This window comes from Sphingopyxis sp. GW821-FHT10B01, assembly GCF_059415685.1.
In genome coordinates this window covers 612,388-630,664 of sequence record NZ_JBWKNS010000001.1, presented here as the reverse complement: position 1 = coordinate 630,664, position 18,277 = coordinate 612,388, and the positions used below count along the sequence as shown (strand labels likewise).

Genomic DNA, 18,277 nt, shown 5'->3' with positions numbered 1-18,277 from the left:
ACCGGACGCGATTTCAGAGTAAAGTTGCGCAGTTTTCTGCGCCTTTTAAAGGAAAAAGCACATGGCTGCTAAAGACGTAAAATTCAGCCGCGACGCGCGCGAGCGCATTCTGCGCGGCGTCGACATCCTCGCTGACGCGGTAAAGGTCACGCTGGGCCCCAAGGGCCGTAACGTCGTGATCGACAAGAGCTTCGGCGCGCCCCGTATCACCAAGGACGGCGTCACCGTCGCCAAGGAAATCGAACTCAAGGACAAGTTCGAAAACATGGGCGCCCAGATGCTGCGCGAAGTCGCATCGAAGGCGAACGACAAGGCCGGCGACGGCACCACCACCGCGACCGTTCTGGCGCAGGCGATCGTGCGCGAAGGCATGAAGTCGGTTGCAGCCGGCATGAACCCGATGGACCTGAAGCGCGGTATCGACATCGCGGTTAGCAAGGTCGTCGAAACGATCAAGGCGCAGTCGAAGCCCGTTTCGGGCACCGCTGAAATCGCCCAGGTCGGCATCATTTCGGCCAACGGCGACACCGAAGTCGGCGAGAAGATCGCCGAAGCGATGGAAAAGGTCGGCAAGGAAGGCGTGATCACCGTCGAGGAAGCCAAGGGCCTCGATTTCGAGCTCGACGTTGTCGAAGGCATGCAGTTCGACCGCGGTTACCTGTCGCCCTACTTCATCACCAACCCGGAAAAGATGCTCGTCGAGCTGGCCGATCCGTACATCCTGATCTTCGAAAAGAAGCTCTCGAACCTCCAGGCGATGCTGCCGATCCTCGAAGCCGTGGTCCAGTCGGGTCGCCCGCTGCTGATCATCGCCGAAGACATCGAAGGCGAAGCGCTCGCCACGCTGGTGGTCAACCGCCTGCGCGGCGGTCTGAAGGTCGCAGCCGTCAAGGCACCGGGCTTCGGCGATCGTCGCAAGGCGATGCTGCAGGACATCGCGATCCTCACCGCCGGTGAAATGATCAGCGAAGACCTGGGCATCAAGCTCGAAACCGTCACGCTGAACATGCTGGGCCAGGCCAAGCGCGTCACCATCGACAAGGACAACACCACCATCGTCGACGGTGCCGGTGAAGCCGCAACGATCAAGGGCCGCGTCGAACAGATCCGTGCGCAGATCGAAACCACGACCAGCGACTACGACAAGGAAAAGCTGCAGGAACGTCTGGCGAAGCTCGCCGGCGGCGTTGCCGTGATCAAGGTCGGCGGCGCTTCGGAAGTCGAAGTGAAGGAACGCAAGGATCGCGTCGATGACGCGCTGCATGCGACCCGCGCTGCGGTCGAAGAAGGCATCGTCCCCGGCGGCGGTACGGCGCTTCTGTATGCCACCAAGGCCCTCGACGGCCTGTCGGGCATCAACGAAGACCAGACCCGCGGCATCGACATCATCCGTCGCGCGCTGCAGGCTCCGGTTCGCCAGATCGCTGAAAACGCGGGCTTCGACGGCGGTGTTGTCGCCGGCAAGCTGTTCGACCAGAAGGACACGAGCTTCGGCTTCAACGCTTCGACCGATGTCTATGAAGACCTCGTCAAGGCCGGTGTCATCGACCCGACCAAGGTCGTCCGCATCGCGCTTCAGGATGCTGCCTCGGTTGCCGGTCTGCTGATCACGACCGAAGCCGGCATTGCCGAATCGCCCGAGGACAAGCCCGCCATGCCCATGGGCGGCGGCGGCATGGGCGGCATGGGCGGCATGGACTTCTAAGTCCGACCCGTTCGGCACTCAGCCAACGAAAAGAGGGCCGGGGGAGAAATCCTCCGGCCCTTTTCTTTGCGCTTTACTATCTTCGTCACCCCGGACTTGATCCGGGGGCCATTTGGGCGGGCGTCGTTATGGATGCCGGATCAAGTCCGGCATGACGAAAATGGGATGACGAAATAGGGGAGGCGGGACATTGCCAGTTAAGGCGATGCGGCATAGCTTGGCCGCGATGATATTCGTCCTCGCCCTTGCGCTGCTCGCCGATCCCGCCGTCGCTACGCCTCCGGCTCCACCGCCGATCGAGCGCTGCGGCTATCGCATCGTGCAGAGCTATCCGCACGACGCGACCAGCTTCACACAGGGGCTCTTCTGGGACGAGGGGCATCTGTACGAAGCCACTGGCCAATATGGTCAATCGCGGATCGCGCGGCTCGACCTCAAGACCGGCAAAGCGCTTGCCCAGACAAAACTGCCGGCGGACCAGTTCGGCGAAGGCGTCACGCGGTGGCGCGATCAGATCATTGGTGTGACCTGGCAGGGCGGCGTCGGCAACCGCTGGCAGATCAAGGATCTGAAGCCCGTCGGCACGTTCAAATATGAAGGCGAGGGGTGGGGGCTCACCATGGTCGGTGACGCTCTGGTGCTCAGCGACGGGACGTCCGCGCTGCGGTTTCTCGACCCGGCGACGATGAAGGAACAGAAGCGCGTCACCGTGCGCTTCGGCGGCCGGCCGATCACAATGATCAACGAGCTGGAGACGATCGACGGGCAGGTCTGGGCGAATATCTGGATGACCGATTTTATCGTCCGTATCGATCCCGCCACGGGCAATGTGGCTTCGCTCGTCGATCTTTCGGGTCTGAAAGCGGACGCGGGCGCGAGCGGAAACGACAGCGTGCTCAACGGCATCGCGTGGGACGCGAAAAAGAAGCGGCTATTCGTTACGGGCAAATATTGGCCGAAGCTCTACGAGATTGCGCTGGCGAACTGCCACTAGCTTCCCGACAGCGCCGCTTCCATTCGTGCCGCGGCGGCGTCATAGACATGCTCTTTCAATCCCGCGGTGATCGTCTTCGGCGCCCGGTCGGGATGACCGCCGCGAAACGGCGGCGCGGGATCATATTCGATCGCGAGCTGGATCGCCTGCGCGACCGCATCGCCGCGTAGCCGGGCAATCAGCGTCAGCGCGAAATCGAGCCCCGAAGTTACCCCGCCGCTGGTCACGACATGTCCGTCCTCGACAACGCGCGCCTTCACCGGTTCGGCGCCGACGAGGGGTAACAGATGCGTATAGGCCCAATGCGTCGTCGCGCGCTTGCCGCCGAGGAGCCCCGCGCGGCCAAGCAGGAAGGCGCCGGTGCACACGCTGGTCACCCACTGCGCCTCTGCGGCTTGCCGCGTGATGAAATCGATCGCCGCCGTGTCGCCCAGCGCGCCGACAACGCCGTGGCCGCCGGGGATGCAAAGGATATCGGCCAAGGGGGCGCTTGCGAAATCATGCGTCGGGATGATCGAGAAGCCGCTGTCGGTCGCGATCGGGTCGAGGGTCGCGGCGGCGCCGGCAATCACGGCGCCGGGCATGCGTGAAAGCGCCTGCGCGGGAGCGGTGAAGTCGAGTTGGGTGATGCCCGGAAAGAGCAGGAAGACGATATTGGTGGTGGGCGTCTCGGTCATGCGGATGTCCTTGCGCTGGCAGTGGATCACCCAGGCGCGCGGCTCATATCGGCCTGCCGGCCAGCCTCGCTTCCCGATGGGATCCCATCTTCAGCGCCAGTCACGAGGCGGGGTCAGCCTAGCCGCTCGGCATGGCGAGGGGAAGGCGCTATTTGTCCGCCTTTGCGGCGTCTTCCGCCGGTTTCGCCGCAGGCGGGCTTTCGCGGCTTTCAAGCATCTCGGCGGCATCGTCGAGTGCCTTGGCCTCGCTGACGGTCACGCCGCCCGGACCGGGTTCATTGTCGGTGCGGCTGCACCCCGTCGTCAGGGTCAGTATCGCGAGCGCGGTGCTCGCCATCCGGAGGCCGGCCATCATATGCGCTCCCACGAAAAAGGGCTCCATCCGACATGGATGGAGCCCCCTTAACAGCCCGAAGGCGTGCCGACGACTTACTTCTTGTCGTTGGCTTCGGCCTTCTTGGTTTCTTCGGCGATCTTGTCGCCAGCCTTGCTGGCGGCATCGCCAGCGGCCTTCACGGTACCTTCGACGGCGTTGCCGGCGTCCTTGGCGGCAGCGGCAGTCGCATCGGCAGCTTCGCCAGCGGCAGCGGCGGTCGCGTCGGCAGCACCGGCGGCGGCGTCGGCGGCGGTGTCGCCCGCGGCGGCGGCGTCATCGGCGGCCGACGTGGCAGCTTCGGACGCAGCGTCCTGGGTCTTTTCCGAGCAGGCGGTGAGGCTGAAGGCCGCAGCGGCCATCGAAGCGATAATGATCTTGCGCATGGGTATTCCTTTCAAATGCAATGGCCGGCGGCTGGCCACTGGTGAGAGAGTTAACTGCGGTTCAGGGGCTTGGCAACTGCGCTGCTTGAGGCCTGTCCCAAAAGGAAAAGGGGCCACCGGCGGACCGGCGACCCCTTCCTGTTCTTTCGGCCCGAAAGGCCAAAAAGATGCTTACTTCTTGGCTTCTTCCAGCGCGCCCTTGGCAGCGTCGGCAGCTTCCTTGGCAGCACCAGCAGCTTCGGTTGCCTTGTCGGCAGCCTTGGCGGCGTCGCCAGCAGCGGCAGCATCGCCAGCCGCAGTCGCGGCAGCACCGGCTTCGCCAGCGGCAGCAGCCGTTGCGTCGGCAGCGCCCGTGGCAGCTTCCATCGCGCCGTCAGCAGCGCCTTCAACGGTCGCGGCTGCGTCTTCGGTGGTTGCTGCAGCGTCGTCCTTGGCCTTGTCGGCGCAGGCAGCGAGGCCCAGCGAAGCGGCGAGGACGAGCGACAGAGTGATCGATTTCTTCATTTTGGGAATACCCCTCTCGGTTTGAACTGATCGACCGGCGCAGGAACAGATCGATCCCGGAATTTGCCAATCGCGCGCAGAATTACTCCCTCGCCACATGGGGCGCAACGTCCTTTTTCCGAGAGCTTGCGTCTTTCGTCGCAATTCCTTCACGGCCGAATCGCGCGCCGCAGAAATTGTGGCGCGGCGCTTGGTTGACCAGATATAAAGAAAGCTTTATATGTTGATCGATGAGCGAGCTGATCGACATTTTTCGCGCCCTGGCGGACCCGACGCGATTGCGAGTCGTGGCACTTTTGCGCGAGATGGAGTTGGCGATCGGCGAACTGGCGGTCGTGCTCGACCAGAGCCAGCCGCGCGTGTCGCGGCACGTTCGCATTCTGGTCGAGGCCGGGATCGTCGAACGCCGCCGCGAAGGCAGCTGGGTCTTCCTGCGGATCGCGAAGGGCGGGCCGGTTGCAGGCATTATCGGCCAGGCGGAAAAATGGCCCTTTTCGGCGCGCGAGGCGTTGGTCATCGCGCATGACGCGCGGCGGCTGGCGGCGGTCCGCGACGAACGCATTGCGGTGGCCGAGCGCTATTTTGCCGAACATGCCGCCGAATGGGATGCGATCCGGTCGCGTCATGTCGCCGAAAGCGAAGTCGAGGCGGCGATGCTGGCGATGATGCACAACCGCCGGCTCGGCCATCTGCTCGACATCGGCACCGGCACCGGCCGGATGGCGGAAATCTTCGCCCCGACCGCGCGCCGCATCACGGCGCTCGACCGCAGTCCCGAAATGCTGCGCATCGCGCGCACGAAGCTCGAGGGTCAGCCCGTTCCTGTCGACCTGCTCCAGGGCGATTTCCTGAACCTCCCGGTCGACGATGCGAGCATCGACAGCATCGTCATCCATCAGGCGCTGCACTTCGCACACGAACCCGACCGCGTGATTGCCGAAGCGAGCCGTGTGCTGCGCGGCGGCGGCCACCTGCTTGTCGTCGATTTCGCGCCGCATGAGGATGAAGGGCTGCGCAATCTCGCCGCGCATGCGCGCCTCGGCTTTTCGGATGCCCAGATCCGCGGCTGGTTCGCTTCGTCGGGGCTGTTGCTCGAAACCACCCAGACACTCGAAGGTGGAGAGCTGGCGGTGAAACTCTGGCTCGGCCGCCGTCGCAGCGATGAAGATCAACCCCCCGTCACCGGTGACGGACAAAGCAAAAGGCTCGCGGCATGACGTCGAATTTGAACTCGCTGGCGGAAGCGCGCCGCGCCGCGGCCTCGCCGTTGTTCGCCAATCTCGAAGGCGATATCGGCGTCAGCTTCGAATTCTTCCCGCCCAAGACCGAGAAGATGGAAGCGCAGCTGTGGGACACGTTCCGCACGCTCGAACCGCTGGCTCCGAGCTTTGTGTCGGTCACTTACGGCGCGGGCGGGTCGACGCGCGAGCGTACCCACGCGACTGTAGCGCGGATCGCCGCCGAAAGCCGCGTGCCGCCTGCGGCACACCTGACATGCGTCGAGGCGTCGCGCGCGGAGATCGACGAGGTCGCGCAGGCCTATTGGGACGCCGGGGTACGGCACATCGTCGCGCTACGCGGCGACGTGCCCGGTGGTGCGGCCTATCGTCCGCACCCCGACGGCTATGCCAATGCGATCGAACTGGTCGCGGGGCTGAAGGCGATCGCGCCGTTCGATATTTCGGTTGCCGCCTATCCCGAGGTTCATCCCGACGCCGACTGCGCCGAATCCGACCTCGACAATCTGAAGCGCAAGCTCGACGCGGGGGCGACGCGCGCGATCACCCAATTCTTCTTTTCGCCCGACAGCTTCTTGCGCTTTCGCGATACGGCGGCCGCGGCGGGCATCGACGCGCCGATCATCCCGGGCATCCTGCCCGTGTCGAATGTGTCGCAGACCCGCCGCATCGCCGAGATGTGCGGCACCGCGATCCCGGCATGGATGGTATCGCTGTTCGAGGGGCTCGACGATCATCCCGCCGCTCGCCAGTTGGTGGCGGCGACTGTTGCCGCCGAAATGTGCCGCCGCCTGTATGCGGGGGGCGTGCGCGACTTCCATTTCTACACCCTCAACCGCGCCGAACTCAGCTATGCCATTTGTCATCTGCTGGGTCTGCGGCCGGTCTTGACCGCAAAGGATCAGGCAGCATGAGCGCCAATTCGAAAATGGGGGCACGCGAAGCCCTGCAGGCGGCGGCGAAGGAGCGCATCCTGCTGACCGATGGCGGCTGGGGAACCCAGATCCAGATCCGCAAGCTGACCGAGGCCTGCTATGCGGGTAATCTTGGCCTGACGCATGATCAGAAGGGCAATAACGACATCCTCGCGTTGACGCGCCCGGACGTTGTGGCCGCGATCGGCGAGGCCTATCTGGCGGCCGGGTCCGACATCGTGTCGACCAACACCTTCAGCGCCAACAGCATCAGCCAGGCCGATTATGGCGCCGAACATCTGGTCGCCGACATCAACCATGAAAGCGCGCGGCTGGGCCGCGAGGCGGCGGACAAATATGAGGCGATGGACGGCCGCCGCCGCTTTATCGCGGGCGCGGTCGGGCCGACGAACAAGACGCTGTCGCTGTCGCCCGACGTCAACAATCCCGGTTACCGCGAGATCGATTTCGACGAGCTCAAGAATGTCTATATGGAGCAGGTCGTCGCGCTTGCCGAGGGCGGCGCCGACTTCATCCTGATCGAGACGATCTTTGACACGCTGAACGCCAAGGCGGGGATCGCCGCGACACTCGAGGCCGAGGCGAAGGTCGGGCGCGAATTGCCGCTGATGATCTCGATGACGCTGACCGATCTCAGCGGCCGCAATCTGTCGGGGCATACGGTTGAGGCCTTCTGGTACGCGGTGCGCCACGCGAAGCCGCTGACGATCGGACTCAATTGCTCGTTCGGCGCGTCGCAGCTTCGTCCGCATGTCCGCGTGCTCTCCGATATCGCCGACGCGCTGGTGATGGTTTACCCGAACGCGGGGCTGCCCAACGAACTCGGCGAATATGACGAGATGCCCGACACGACCGCCGCGCTGGTGCGCGAATGGGCTGAACATGGGCAGGTCAATATTCTCGGCGGCTGCTGTGGATCGACCCCCGCGCATATCGCGGCGATGGCGAAGGCGGTGCAGGGGCTCCCGGCGCGGCATATTCCCGAGGTGCCGGTGCGGACGCGGCTTGCAGGGCTCGAGCCCTTCACCATGGCGGCCTGAACCGATGGCCGACAGTCCGACATGGACGATCCGGGAGGCCGGAGACGATGACGCGCCGGCGCTCGCGCTGATCGGCGCGGCGACCTTTCTCGAAACCTTCGCGGGCATTCTCGACGGGGATGCGATCGTTGGCCATTGCGCCGCGCAGCATACCGCCGCTGCCTATCGCGACTATTTTGCGGCGGGTACGCGTGCGTGGATCGCCGAAGCCCAGCCCGGCGGTGCACCTATCGGTTTTGCGTTGATGGGAAAGCCCGACCTGGCGGCCGCAGGCGAAGGCGATATTGAATTGAAGCGCATCTATTCGCTGTCGCGGTTCCACGGCACGGGGATGGGCGCAGCCCTGATGAAACAGGCTTTGGAGGCTGCGAGCGGCCATCGCCGCCTGCTGCTCGGCGTCTATGCGCGCAACGAGCGTGCGCTTGCTTTCTACCGCAAGCAGGGTTTCGTCGATATCGCCACCCGCCAGTTCAACGTCGGCGGCAAACTCTACGACGATCTCGTCCTCGCCCGCCCGCTCGCCGCCTAATTTTTCTGTTCAGGATTACCCGATGACCACCGCCGCCGCCTCCAGCTTCGTCAATATCGGCGAGCGCACGAACGTCACGGGCTCTGCGGCGTTCAAGAAATTGATCCTCGCCGACGATTATGCGGCGGCGGTCGAGGTCGCGCGCCAGCAGGTCGACAATGGCGCGCAGGTCATCGACGTCAACATGGACGAAGGCCTGCTCGACGCCGAATATGCGATGACGACCTTCCTCAAGCTCATCGCCGCCGAGCCTGACATCGCACGCGTGCCGGTGATGATCGACAGCTCGAAATGGAGCGTCATCGAGGCGGGGCTGAAATGCGTTCCCGGCAAGCCGATCGTCAATTCGATCAGCATGAAGGAAGGCGAGGACGCCTTCCTCGTCCATGCGCGCAAATGCATGGCCTATGGCGCCGCGGTGGTGGTGATGGCGTTCGATGAGGTCGGGCAGGCCGACACGATGGAACGCAAGATCGAGATTTGCGAGCGCGCGTACAAGCTATTGATGACGATCGGCTTTCCGCCCGAGGACATCATCTTCGATCCCAATGTCTTCGCGGTCGCGACGGGTCTGGAAGAGCATGACAATTATGCGGTCGATTTCATCGAGGCGGTGAAGGTCATCCGCGTTCGCTGTCCGCACGTCCATTTTTCGGGCGGCCTGTCGAACCTGAGCTTCGGTTTTCGCGGCAACGAGACCGTGCGCCGCGCGATGCACAGCGTCTTCCTCTATTATGCGATCCCCGCCGGGCTCGACATGGCGATCGTCAACGCGGGCCAACTCGACGTCTATGATACGATCGACCCCGAACTGCGTCAGGCGGTCGAAGACGTTGTGCTCAACCGCAAGGTCGAGGGCGAAGCCGAAAGCCCGACCGAGCGGCTGATCGCGCTCGCCGAACGCTATAAGGGTAGCAATCCCGCGCAGGAAAAGGCCGCGGAGGAATGGCGCGGCTGGCCGGTCGCCAAGCGGCTCGAACATGCGCTGGTCAAGGGCATCGACGCCTATGTCGTCGACGATACCGAAGAGATGCGCCTGCTGATGCCGCGCCCGATCGAGGTGATCGAAGGGCCGCTGATGGACGGGATGAACGTCGTCGGCGACCTGTTCGGGTCGGGCAAGATGTTCCTGCCGCAGGTGGTGAAATCAGCGCGTGTGATGAAGAAGGCGGTGGCGCATCTGCTGCCGTTCATCGAGGCGGCAAAAGAACCGGGCGCGAAGGGCAAGGGCAAGGTCGTGATGGCGACCGTGAAGGGCGACGTCCACGACATCGGCAAGAATATCGTCGGTGTGGTACTGCAATGTAATGGCTTCGAGATTGTCGACCTCGGCGTGATGGTGCCCTGGTCGAAGATCCTCGACGCGGCGAACGAGAATGACGCCGACATGATCGGCCTGTCGGGGCTGATCACCCCTTCGCTCGACGAGATGGTGACCGTCGCCGAGGAGATGCAGCGCGCGGGGATGACGATGCCGCTGCTGATCGGCGGCGCGACGACGTCGAAAGTCCACACCGCGCTGCGCATCGATGTGGCGTATAAGGGGCCGGTGCTCCACGTGCTCGACGCGAGCCGCGCGGTCGGTGTCGCGACGGCACTGGTCAGCGACACCGGACGCGATGCCTATGTGAAGGGCTATAAGGATGACTATGAGCATGTTCGCGACGTGCGCGCGAACAAGGGGCAGAGCGCACTGATCCCGATCGAGGATGCGCGCGCCAACGGCTTTGCGATCGACGAGCATATCCGGCCGTTTCCGCCCGAGAAGCCCGGCGTGCATGTATTCGACAGCTGGGATCTGGCCGAACTGGTCGAGTGGATCGACTGGACGCCCTTCTTCCGCGCGTGGGAACTGGCGGGCAATTATCCGGCGATCCTGACCGATCCCGTCGTCGGCGAGAGCGCGTCGAGCTTGTACGCCGATGCGCGTGCGATGCTGGACAGGATCATCGGCGAAGGCTGGCTGACCGCGCGCGGTGTCGCCGCACTCTGGCCGTGCCGCCGCGAGGGGGACGACGTCATCATCCACCTCGAAGAGAGTGAAGAGCATGTCCGCATCCCCTTCCTGCGCCAGCAGATCGCCAAGCGCGAAGGCCGTCCGAACATGTGTCTCGCCGATTTCGTCAGCGAAGACGGCGACTGGATCGGTGGTTTCTCGGTCGCGATCCATGGCATCGAGCCGCATCTCGCGCGCTTCAAGGCGGCGCACGACGATTATAACGACATCTTGCTGAAGGCGCTCGCCGACCGCTTCGCCGAGGCCTTTGCTGAACGGCTGCACGCTCATGTGCGCACCGACATATGGGGCTATGCCCCCGGTGAGCAGTTGACTCCCGAGGCGATCGTCAAGGAAGAATATCGCGGCATCCGGCCCGCGCCCGGCTATCCTGCGTGCCCCGATCACAGCCTGAAGCCGATCCTGTTCGACCTGCTCGACGCGGGCAACAATTCGGGCGCGATCCTGACCGAGAGTTTTGCGATGCTGCCGACCGCCGCGGTGTCGGGCTTCTATTTCGGGCATCCCGACGCGAGCTATTTTGGTGTCGCCCGGGTTGGGCCGGATCAGCTGGCGGAATATGCCGAGCGGCGCGGCGTCGATATCGAAACGGCGACACGCTGGTTGAGACCCAATCTCGATTAACCGGCGACGGTGCACCTGTCCGATATGGGGACAGGCGCGCGGTTAACCAGCTTCGCGAACGACTGGCGGCGCGGAAGTTGCTATAAAGCGGCGATGTTCCAGATGTTGATCCGCCGGCCCCTGCTGCCGCTGCTCGCCCTTCCGCTGCTTTTCGCGCCGGTGCCGCTACCCGCCCAATCGGGTGCCGGCCCCTATGTCGTTGCCGAAAGCGGCCGCAGTTTCGGGCGACTGCAGGACGCTGTCGATGCGATCGGCGAGGGCGCGGGGACGATCCGCGTCGCCCCCGGTTATCATCGCGACTGCGCGATCCAGACGGCGGGGCGTATTGCCTTCGTTGCGGTCGAACCCGGCCGGGCGATCTTCGACGGCGTGACCTGCGAAGGCAAGGCGGCGTTGGTGCTGCGCGGCGCCGGCGCGCGCGTCGACGGGCTGGTGTTCCAGAATATGCGTGTGCCCGACGGCAATGGCTCGGGCATCCGGCTCGAAACGAGCGACCTCGACGTTGTGAACAGCCTGTTTCGCAACAGCGAGGAAGGCATCCTGTCCGCCGACGACCCCGAAGCGACGCTGACGATCGACCGTTCGACCTTTTCGGGCCTCGGCCGCTGTGATCGCGGCCTCAGTTGCGCACATAGTGTTTACACCGGCATCTATGGCCGCGTTATCGTCACGCGCAGTCGTTTTGAAAAGGGCCGCGGTGGGCACTATCTGAAAACGCGTGCGATCCAGGTCGACATCAACGACAATAGCTTCGACGATACGCAAGGCAAGGCGACCAATTATATGATCGACCTCTCGTCGGGATCGGTCGGGCGGGTTTCGAACAATTTGTTTGTGCAGGGACGCGACAAGGAAAATTATTCGGCGTTCGTCGCGGTCGCCGCCGAAGAGCGCAAGAACCCGTCGCGCGGCCTGTCGATCGCGGGCAATCGCGCAAGCTTGCCTGCCGGCATCGACCGCAGATCGGTGTTCGTCGCCGACTGGAGCGGCGAAGCGCTGGCGATCGGGACGAATGAATTGGGACCGGGACTGACGCGCTTCGAAAAGCGGTAGGCGATTAAGCCTCGCCGCGCGTTTCGATCAGCGACGCGGCGAGCGCCTCGGCGGGTGATTTTCCGCCCCACAAGACGAACTGGAACACCGGATAAAAGCGCTCGCATTCGTCGATCGCGCTCTCGATCAACGTTTCGGTCAGGTCGAGCGGCATCGAGGCGTCGGCGCCGAGCAGCATACCATGGCGGAACAGGATCGTGCCGCTGTTCGACCAGAGCTCGAAATGACCAAGCCACAATTGCTCGTTGATCAGCGCGAGGGCTTCGTGCGCGACGGCCCGCTTGTCTTCGACGACGCGGATGTCGGGGAAGGCGAGCAACTGGATGACGCCATCGTCGGCGCGCCAAACCGCACGCAGTTCGTATGTCGTCCAGCTGCCCTGCGCGGTCGCGACGATTTCATCCTCGCCGACCATCTCGTGCGGCCAGTCGTGCGCCGCGAAATAGGACGCCAGCATCTCCATCGGTGCCGCATCCTGGCCGTCATCGTCGTCGTAAATATCGTCACTCATGCGCGCGCCCTTAGCGGCTCTCGCGCATCGTGGCGAGTCCGCGAATATTCGTTCCCCCTGCCTTCACAGGGGCGACGACATCTGTCAGGCCTTGGGCTTGCGCGCCGCAGGCTTGGCTACCGGCTTGACCGCCGGCTTCGCAGCGGCAGGCTTTGCCGCTGCCTTCGGCGCCGCAGCTGCCTTGGCGGTCGCTGCGGGCTTCTCGACGCCTTCCAGCTTGTCGAGCCGCGCCTTCAACGCTTCGGCCTCGGCGCGCGCCGTGGCGGCCATCTTCTTCACAGCCTCGAACTCTTCGCGGCTGACGAAATCCATACGGCCTACCCATTCCTTGGCGCGGTCGCGCATCGCGGACTCGGCTTCGCGGCCCGCACCCGCAACGGTTCCGGCGATGCCGTTCACCATCTTGGCCAGATCGTCGAAAAAGCGGTTTTCGCTCTGCATGTCATATTCCTTCGTCGGGGACTGGCCCCCAGTTATCCCTTGCCACTATCCTATTTGGGTGCTGGCGGCGGCGGGGACAAGGGTTTCGGCATCGGGATTGCGCTGATCGATCTGGAAATTCAGGATCGCCGCAAAGCTGAGCCAGATCATATACGGCACCAGCAGCCACGCCGCGGCCTTGCGGATCGGCGCAAAAGCAAAGGTGGTGGCGACCGTCACCATCAGGATGAAAATGATGAGATAAAGTGCCGTCGTCACCTGATGCTGGCCGAAGAAAAGCGGCGACCAGGCAAAATTGGCGATCAACTGGACAAAGAAGAGCAGCAGTGCAAAGCCGCGCCCCCTGGCACCGCGCGCGTGCAGAATCATCGCCAGCGACAGGCCAAGGCAGATGTAGAGGATCGGCCAGACCGTACCGAACACCCAGCCCGGCGGCGTAATCGGCGGCAAGTCGAGCGCGGCGAACCAGCGATTGCGATAGCCGCTGTTCGACAGCAGCCCGGAAAGACTGCCGACCAGGACGACCGCCGGAACGGTCACCAAGGCCCAGCGCAAATAGGACATGCGAAGCTGGCCCTGCGTAGCAATCTCGCTCATGCGCTCTGTCGTCCCCACCGATTCTGCGGGGTCAAGGTGTTGCGGCTGGCGGGCCCAGCGTCAAGCGGCTCGTCGCGTCGCCGCGATCAGGAATTCGACGTTGCCCTCGGGCCCCGTGATCGGGCTTTCGACGAGGTCGAGCACCTGCCACCCTTCGCCCTCCAGCCAGCCGCGCACTTCGGCGCAAACGCGTGCATGGACCGCAGCATCGCGGATGACCCCTTTTTTGCCCACCTCGTGCCGTTCGGCCTCGAACTGCGGCTTGATCAGCGCCACCATGCGCGCGCCCTCTTTGGCGAAAGTCATTGGTACCGGCAGGACCTTCGACAGCGCGATAAAGCTCGCGTCGCAGACGATCAGGTCGACGGGTTCGGGGATGTGGGACGCGGTCAGGATCCGCGCGCTCGTTTGTTCATGGACGATGACGCGCTCGTCCTGCCGCAGTTTCCATGCAAGCTGGTTGGTGCCCGAATCCACCGCATAGACGCGCACCACGCCGCGGCTGAGCAGCACGTCGGTAAAGCCGCCGGTCGACGACCCGACATCAATCGCGACCGCACCGGCGACATCCCAGCCGAGGTGCGTCAGCGCGTGGTCGAGTTTGACCCCGCCGCGCGACACCCACGGGTGGTCGCGGCCCTTCACGCTGATTTCGGCATCATCGGCAACCTGCTGCCCCGCCTTGTCGATCTTGCGGTCGCCGACAAAGGCGAGGCCGGCGAGGATAAGCGCCTGCGCGCGCGTCCGGCTTTCGGCGAGGCCGCGGTCGACGAGCAACTGGTCGGCGCGCTGCTTCGCCATCAGAGCTTCGCCTTGTCGGCGAGCATGGCGGGGGTGAGGATCTGCGGCAGGATTTCGGGTTTGGCCGCGCCGGGGGCGTACCAGAGGTAGAGCGGCACGCTATTGCGCCCATGCTCGGCAAGCGTGCGTGTGATGGCCGGATCGCCATTCGTCCAGTCGCCGACGAGCGTCACGACACCCTTGTCCCTAAATACTTCCTGCACCGCCTCGCGATTGATCGCGCCCGCTTCGTTCGCTTTGCACGACAGGCACCAATCGGCGGTGAAATAGACGAACACGGGCTTGCCGGTCGCGCGCGCGCTCGCCAGAGAGGCAGGCGTGAAGATCCGCCCTACGGACGCCGAATTACCGGACGACGCCGGTGCGCCCATCAACTTTGCGGCGTTGCTTCCACCTATATAAACTGCGCTGATCACCACCAACGCGACGAGCCAGCCTCGCTGCCCCTTTTTTTGGTAATATCCCAAAGCCTGAAAAGCGATCGTGCCGAAGATCAACGCCTGCAGCGCCGCTTTCCAGCCCGCATCGCCGGCTTGCCGCCACAACAACCAAGCCAACGCCAGTGCCGTCAGCCCCATGGGTAGCGCCATCCATTTTCGGAAGGTCGCCATCCAGGGACCCGGCTTTGGCAGGCGATTGCGGAGTGCGGCGATAAAACCGATGGCGAGAAAGGGCAGGGCAAGCCCCAGCCCCAAGCCACCGAAAATCGGTAGCGCCGCCCAAGCGGGCAGTACAAGTGTTGCGCCGAGCGCGGCGCCGAGCAACGGCCCGCTGCACGGCGTCGCGACGAAGGCGGCGAGAGCTCCGGTCCAGAAGCCGCCTGCCGCACCGCCTTGGCTCACCAGCTTCTGCCCGCCACCGAAAGACGGGAGTTCGAAGGCGCCCGCGAGATTGGCCGTGATAGCCAGCGCGAGCAGCATCAGTATAAAAACGCTAAGCGGATGCTGGAGCTGGAACGCCCAACCGACCTGTTCTCCCGCCGCGCGCAACGCGAGCAGGATGCCGCCTAGAAGCAGCGAGACAAGCACCGCGCCCGCGGTATAGGCAAGCGCCTCGATCTTCGCCTCGCGCGCATCGCCGCCCGAGCGCGCGAGGCTCAGCGCTTTCAGGCTCAGGATCGGGAAGACGCAGGGCATCAGGTTGAGGATCAGCCCGCCGAGAATCGCGCCGCCGAGCGCGGTCCAGAACAGGCCCTGGTCGATGTCGTCGGTTTTCCCGGCGATCACCTCGCCGGCGGCGGGGACCGCGCCGGGTTCGAGCATCAATGACAGCCCGCGCCCACCGCCGAGCTTCAGTAGCGCCGAAACCGGCCCTGCCTTTTCACCCTTCACGCGCGTCTCGACGACGATGTAGTCGCCGTTGCGGCTGAAGCTCTGCGGTGCCGCATAGTCGACGACGTTTTGCGTTTCGACGAACAGGTGTGGCGCGTCGAGCGGGGTACCGGCGGGGAGGGGAATTGCGAACCGCACCATAGCGCCCCGTCGCTCCCACATACCGTGGCGGTCGAGCGGCTGTGGTAACAACGCTCGCCAGCCGTCGAAACGTTCGCGCGATGCGGCAGAAGTCGCTCCATCGCCCGCCTTCAACGCGACCGAAATCACCGCGCGTTCGGGGACGCAGACCTTGTCGGTGCAGGCGAGCCAATTGGCGACCCCCGACAGCGTCAGATCGGTGCCGCGCGCGATCGACTTATCGATGCGGACGTCGGCTAGCAGCGCATAGGGATGCTCATAGACATGGTTCATCATGCCGAAGAGGACCAGTGCGTCGGGGACCGGATAGCGGAACGGGGCAATGGTGACGCCTTCGGGGGTATTCCATTCGACCGACAGGCCGAAACCCGCGTCACCGCCATTGGCCCAATAGCCGTGCCAGGTCTTTTCTGGCGTCATCGTCAGCGCAAGCGTCGTCGCGCCGCCGGGCGCGGGTGCGGGCGACTCGGCAACGAGCTTCGGCTGGATATGCGTCGACCGTGCCGCCGCCGGGCTGAGCGCGAGCAGGATGATCGTCAGCAGCACCAGCACCGCACGCCATGCCTTAGTCATAAAGCCGTCTTCCCAGCGATCCATGCCCGTCCTCAAGGGATTCTGACCCTTCTGCCTGTCGTTCGAGGCTTGCCATATAGGCGGCTTTCGTCGAGAGGACAGCCCGCGCTGACACCCCTCTGATGGAGAAGCCGCCCGTGAAGCTGAAATATCTGTCCACCGCCCTTGCTACCGCGCTTTGTCTTGCCGCTGCCGGAACCGGTCTCGCGCAGAATTCGGCGCCCCCGGTACAGAAGGTGACGGCCGCAACCCCGCCGCCGAAGCTTGTGGTGATGATCGCGGTCGACCAGTTTTCGGCCGACCTGTTCGCCGAATATCGCGGCCATTTCACTGGCGGCCTCGCGCGGCTCGCATCGGGCATCGTTTTTCCATCGGGCTATCAGGCGCATGGTGCGACCGAAACCTGCCCCGGCCATTCGACGATCCTGACCGGCAATCATCCCGCGCACACCGGGATCGTCGCGAACAATTATTTCGACCTGTCGGTCACGCGCGAAGACAAGCGTGTCTATTGCGCCGAGGACGAGACGGTTGCGGGCACGACGTCGAAGAGCGGCCAATATGCGCCGTCGGTAAATCACCTGCTCGTGCCCACGCTCGGCGACCTGATGAAGGCGCGCGATCCGAAGGCGCAGGTCGTCTCGGTCTCGGGCAAGGATCGCTCGGCGATCATGATGGGCGGGCGGCAGGCTGACGAGTTGATGTGGCTCGCACCCACCGGCCTTACCAGCTATCGCGGCACGACGCTGTCGCCGACCGCGCTGCAGGCGAGCGCGGCGATTGCCGCTGCGATCGGTCAGGCGCGCCCCGCGCTGATGCTGCCCGCCGATTGCGTAACCCACGACATCGCGATCCCGCTCGAAAAGGGCGGTTCGGTCGGCACCGGCCGGATGGCGCGCGATGCGGGCGACTTCCGCCGTTTCCAGGCGTCGCCCGAAGCCGATGGCGCGGTGCTGGCGACCGCCGCGGCGCTGCGTCAGGTGCGCAAGATGGGTGAGGGCAGCAGCACCGACCTGCTCATCGTCGGCCTGTCGGCGACCGACTATGTCGGCCACAGCACCGGCACCGAAGGTAGCGAAATGTGCATCCAGATGGCGGGGCTCGACCGTGAGCTCGGCGATTTCTTCGCGCGGCTCGATTCAACGGGGATCGACTATGTCGTCGCGCTGACCGCCGATCATGGCGGCCACGATCTGCCCGAACGCAATCGCCAGAACGCCTGGCCCGATGCGCAGCGCGTCGACAAGGCTCTGAACCCCGGGGCAATCGGCAAGGAGGTCGCCGAAAAGCTCGGCCTGCCGCAGCCGCTATTTTATGGCGACGGCGACGACTATTATCTGTCGAAGACGCTGACTGCGGCGCAGCGCAAGGCGGCGCTTGCCGAAATCCTGCCCCGCCTGCGCGCGCATCCGCAGATCGAGGCCGTGGTGACGCGCGACCAGCTCGACGCGCATCCGATCTCGAAGCGCGCGCCCGATACGTGGACGCTGATGGACAAGCTGCGCGCCTCCTATAATCCGCAGCGTTCGGGCGACTTCATCGTCGTGCTGAAGCCGCGGGTCACCCCGATTCCGGAATCGGGTATCGGATATGTCGCGACGCACGGGTCGGTGTGGGACTATGACCGCCGCGTGCCGATCCTCTTCTGGCGCAAGGGGCTGACAGCGTTCGAGCAGCCGAATGCGGTGATGACGGTTGATATCATGCCGACGCTCGCGTCGGTGATCGGTCTGCCTGTCGATGCGGGCAAAATCGACGGCCGCTGCCTCGACCTGCTGTCGGGTCCCGAGAGCAGCTGCCGTTAAGG

Annotated in this window: 18 protein-coding genes and 1 riboswitch; of the genes, 9 read left to right on the top strand and 9 right to left on the bottom strand. The window is 64.4% G+C overall.

What is annotated here, in order from left to right; all coding sequences use genetic code 11:
• The first annotated feature begins 61 nt into the window (after positions 1-61).
• Together groL and AC07NV_RS02690 are read left to right on the top strand one after the other, a co-directional pair.
• A complete protein-coding gene (gene groL, locus AC07NV_RS02695) occupies positions 62-1,705 on the top strand; it encodes a chaperonin GroEL (RefSeq protein ID WP_495164795.1) in 1,644 nt (547 codons plus the stop codon).
• A gap of 226 nt (positions 1,706-1,931) precedes the next feature.
• Positions 1,932-2,699, top strand: a complete 768-nt coding sequence (locus tag AC07NV_RS02690) for a glutaminyl-peptide cyclotransferase (protein ID WP_495164794.1) — start codon at positions 1,932-1,934, stop codon at positions 2,697-2,699.
• Here AC07NV_RS02690 and AC07NV_RS02685 read toward each other — a convergent pair.
• From AC07NV_RS02685 to AC07NV_RS02670, 4 genes are all read right to left on the bottom strand, one after another.
• Positions 2,696-3,376, bottom strand: coding sequence for a DJ-1/PfpI family protein (locus AC07NV_RS02685; protein WP_495164793.1), 681 nt, complete (start codon positions 3,374-3,376; stop codon positions 2,696-2,698). The two genes, AC07NV_RS02690 and AC07NV_RS02685, sit on opposite strands and share 4 nt — an antisense overlap.
• A 21-nt stretch (positions 3,377-3,397) precedes the next feature.
• Positions 3,398-3,490: riboswitch (ZMP/ZTP riboswitch) on the bottom strand.
• Between the two features lie 34 nt (positions 3,491-3,524).
• A complete protein-coding gene (locus AC07NV_RS02680; RefSeq protein WP_495164792.1) occupies positions 3,525-3,731 on the bottom strand; it encodes a hypothetical protein in 207 nt (68 codons plus the stop codon).
• A gap of 74 nt (positions 3,732-3,805) precedes the next feature.
• Positions 3,806-4,135, bottom strand: a complete 330-nt coding sequence (locus AC07NV_RS02675) for an entericidin EcnAB (RefSeq protein WP_495164791.1) — start codon at positions 4,133-4,135, stop codon at positions 3,806-3,808.
• A 171-nt stretch (positions 4,136-4,306) separates the two neighbouring features.
• Positions 4,307-4,639 carry a hypothetical protein gene (locus AC07NV_RS02670; RefSeq protein ID WP_495164790.1) on the bottom strand — a complete coding sequence of 111 codons (333 nt, stop codon included), beginning with the start codon at positions 4,637-4,639 and terminating at the stop codon, positions 4,307-4,309.
• A gap of 230 nt (positions 4,640-4,869) precedes the next feature.
• Here AC07NV_RS02670 and AC07NV_RS02665 point away from each other — a divergent pair, with 230 nt between their 5' ends.
• The 6 genes from AC07NV_RS02665 (at position 4,870) to AC07NV_RS02640 (ending at position 12,075) form a co-directional block, all read left to right on the top strand.
• Positions 4,870-5,856: an ArsR/SmtB family transcription factor gene (locus tag AC07NV_RS02665; protein WP_495164789.1), complete on the top strand. Its 987-nt coding sequence runs from the start codon at positions 4,870-4,872 to the stop codon at positions 5,854-5,856.
• A complete protein-coding gene (metF, locus tag AC07NV_RS02660) occupies positions 5,853-6,791 on the top strand; it encodes a methylenetetrahydrofolate reductase (protein ID WP_495164788.1) in 939 nt (312 codons plus the stop codon). Before AC07NV_RS02665 ends, metF begins: the two co-directional genes overlap by 4 nt.
• A gap of 14 nt (positions 6,792-6,805) precedes the next feature.
• Positions 6,806-7,852, top strand: coding sequence for a homocysteine S-methyltransferase family protein (locus tag AC07NV_RS02655; protein WP_495165143.1), 1,047 nt, complete (start codon positions 6,806-6,808; stop codon positions 7,850-7,852).
• Positions 7,853-7,856: 4 nt separating this feature from the next.
• Positions 7,857-8,381 carry a GNAT family N-acetyltransferase gene (locus tag AC07NV_RS02650; protein ID WP_495164787.1) on the top strand — a complete coding sequence of 175 codons (525 nt, stop codon included), beginning with the start codon at positions 7,857-7,859 and terminating at the stop codon, positions 8,379-8,381.
• A 22-nt stretch (positions 8,382-8,403) separates the two neighbouring features.
• Positions 8,404-11,022 (top strand): methionine synthase, encoded by a 2,619-nt coding sequence (gene metH, locus AC07NV_RS02645; RefSeq protein ID WP_495164786.1) that lies wholly within the window; start codon positions 8,404-8,406, stop codon positions 11,020-11,022.
• Between the two features lie 93 nt (positions 11,023-11,115).
• A complete protein-coding gene (locus AC07NV_RS02640; protein ID WP_495164785.1) occupies positions 11,116-12,075 on the top strand; it encodes a right-handed parallel beta-helix repeat-containing protein in 960 nt (319 codons plus the stop codon).
• Positions 12,076-12,079: 4 nt separating this feature from the next.
• On the opposite strand, the gene AC07NV_RS02635 is transcribed toward AC07NV_RS02640, so the two are convergent.
• The 5 genes from AC07NV_RS02635 to AC07NV_RS02615 all read right to left on the bottom strand — a co-directional run bounded on the left by AC07NV_RS02635 (position 12,080) and on the right by AC07NV_RS02615 (position 16,470).
• Positions 12,080-12,586, bottom strand: a complete 507-nt coding sequence (locus AC07NV_RS02635; protein WP_495164784.1) for a type III secretion system chaperone family protein — start codon at positions 12,584-12,586, stop codon at positions 12,080-12,082.
• An 84-nt stretch (positions 12,587-12,670) separates the two neighbouring features.
• Entirely contained in the window at positions 12,671-13,027 is a 357-nt protein-coding gene (locus AC07NV_RS02630; RefSeq protein ID WP_495164783.1) for an accessory factor UbiK family protein, read from the bottom strand.
• Positions 13,028-13,072: 45 nt separating this feature from the next.
• Complete coding sequence (locus AC07NV_RS02625; protein WP_495164782.1) at positions 13,073-13,624, bottom strand: TspO/MBR family protein; 552 nt, start codon at positions 13,622-13,624, stop codon at positions 13,073-13,075.
• A 60-nt stretch (positions 13,625-13,684) separates the two neighbouring features.
• Positions 13,685-14,425, bottom strand: coding sequence for a TlyA family RNA methyltransferase (locus tag AC07NV_RS02620; RefSeq protein ID WP_495164781.1), 741 nt, complete (start codon positions 14,423-14,425; stop codon positions 13,685-13,687).
• Positions 14,425-16,470 (bottom strand): protein-disulfide reductase DsbD family protein, encoded by a 2,046-nt coding sequence (locus AC07NV_RS02615; protein WP_495164780.1) that lies wholly within the window; start codon positions 16,468-16,470, stop codon positions 14,425-14,427. Before AC07NV_RS02615 ends, AC07NV_RS02620 begins: the two co-directional genes overlap by 1 nt.
• 122 nt (positions 16,471-16,592) lie before the next feature.
• Between AC07NV_RS02615 and AC07NV_RS02610 the strand changes: the two genes are divergently transcribed.
• Positions 16,593-18,275 (top strand): alkaline phosphatase family protein, encoded by a 1,683-nt coding sequence (locus AC07NV_RS02610; RefSeq protein ID WP_495164779.1) that lies wholly within the window; start codon positions 16,593-16,595, stop codon positions 18,273-18,275.
• Positions 18,276-18,277: the final 2 nt, after the last annotated feature.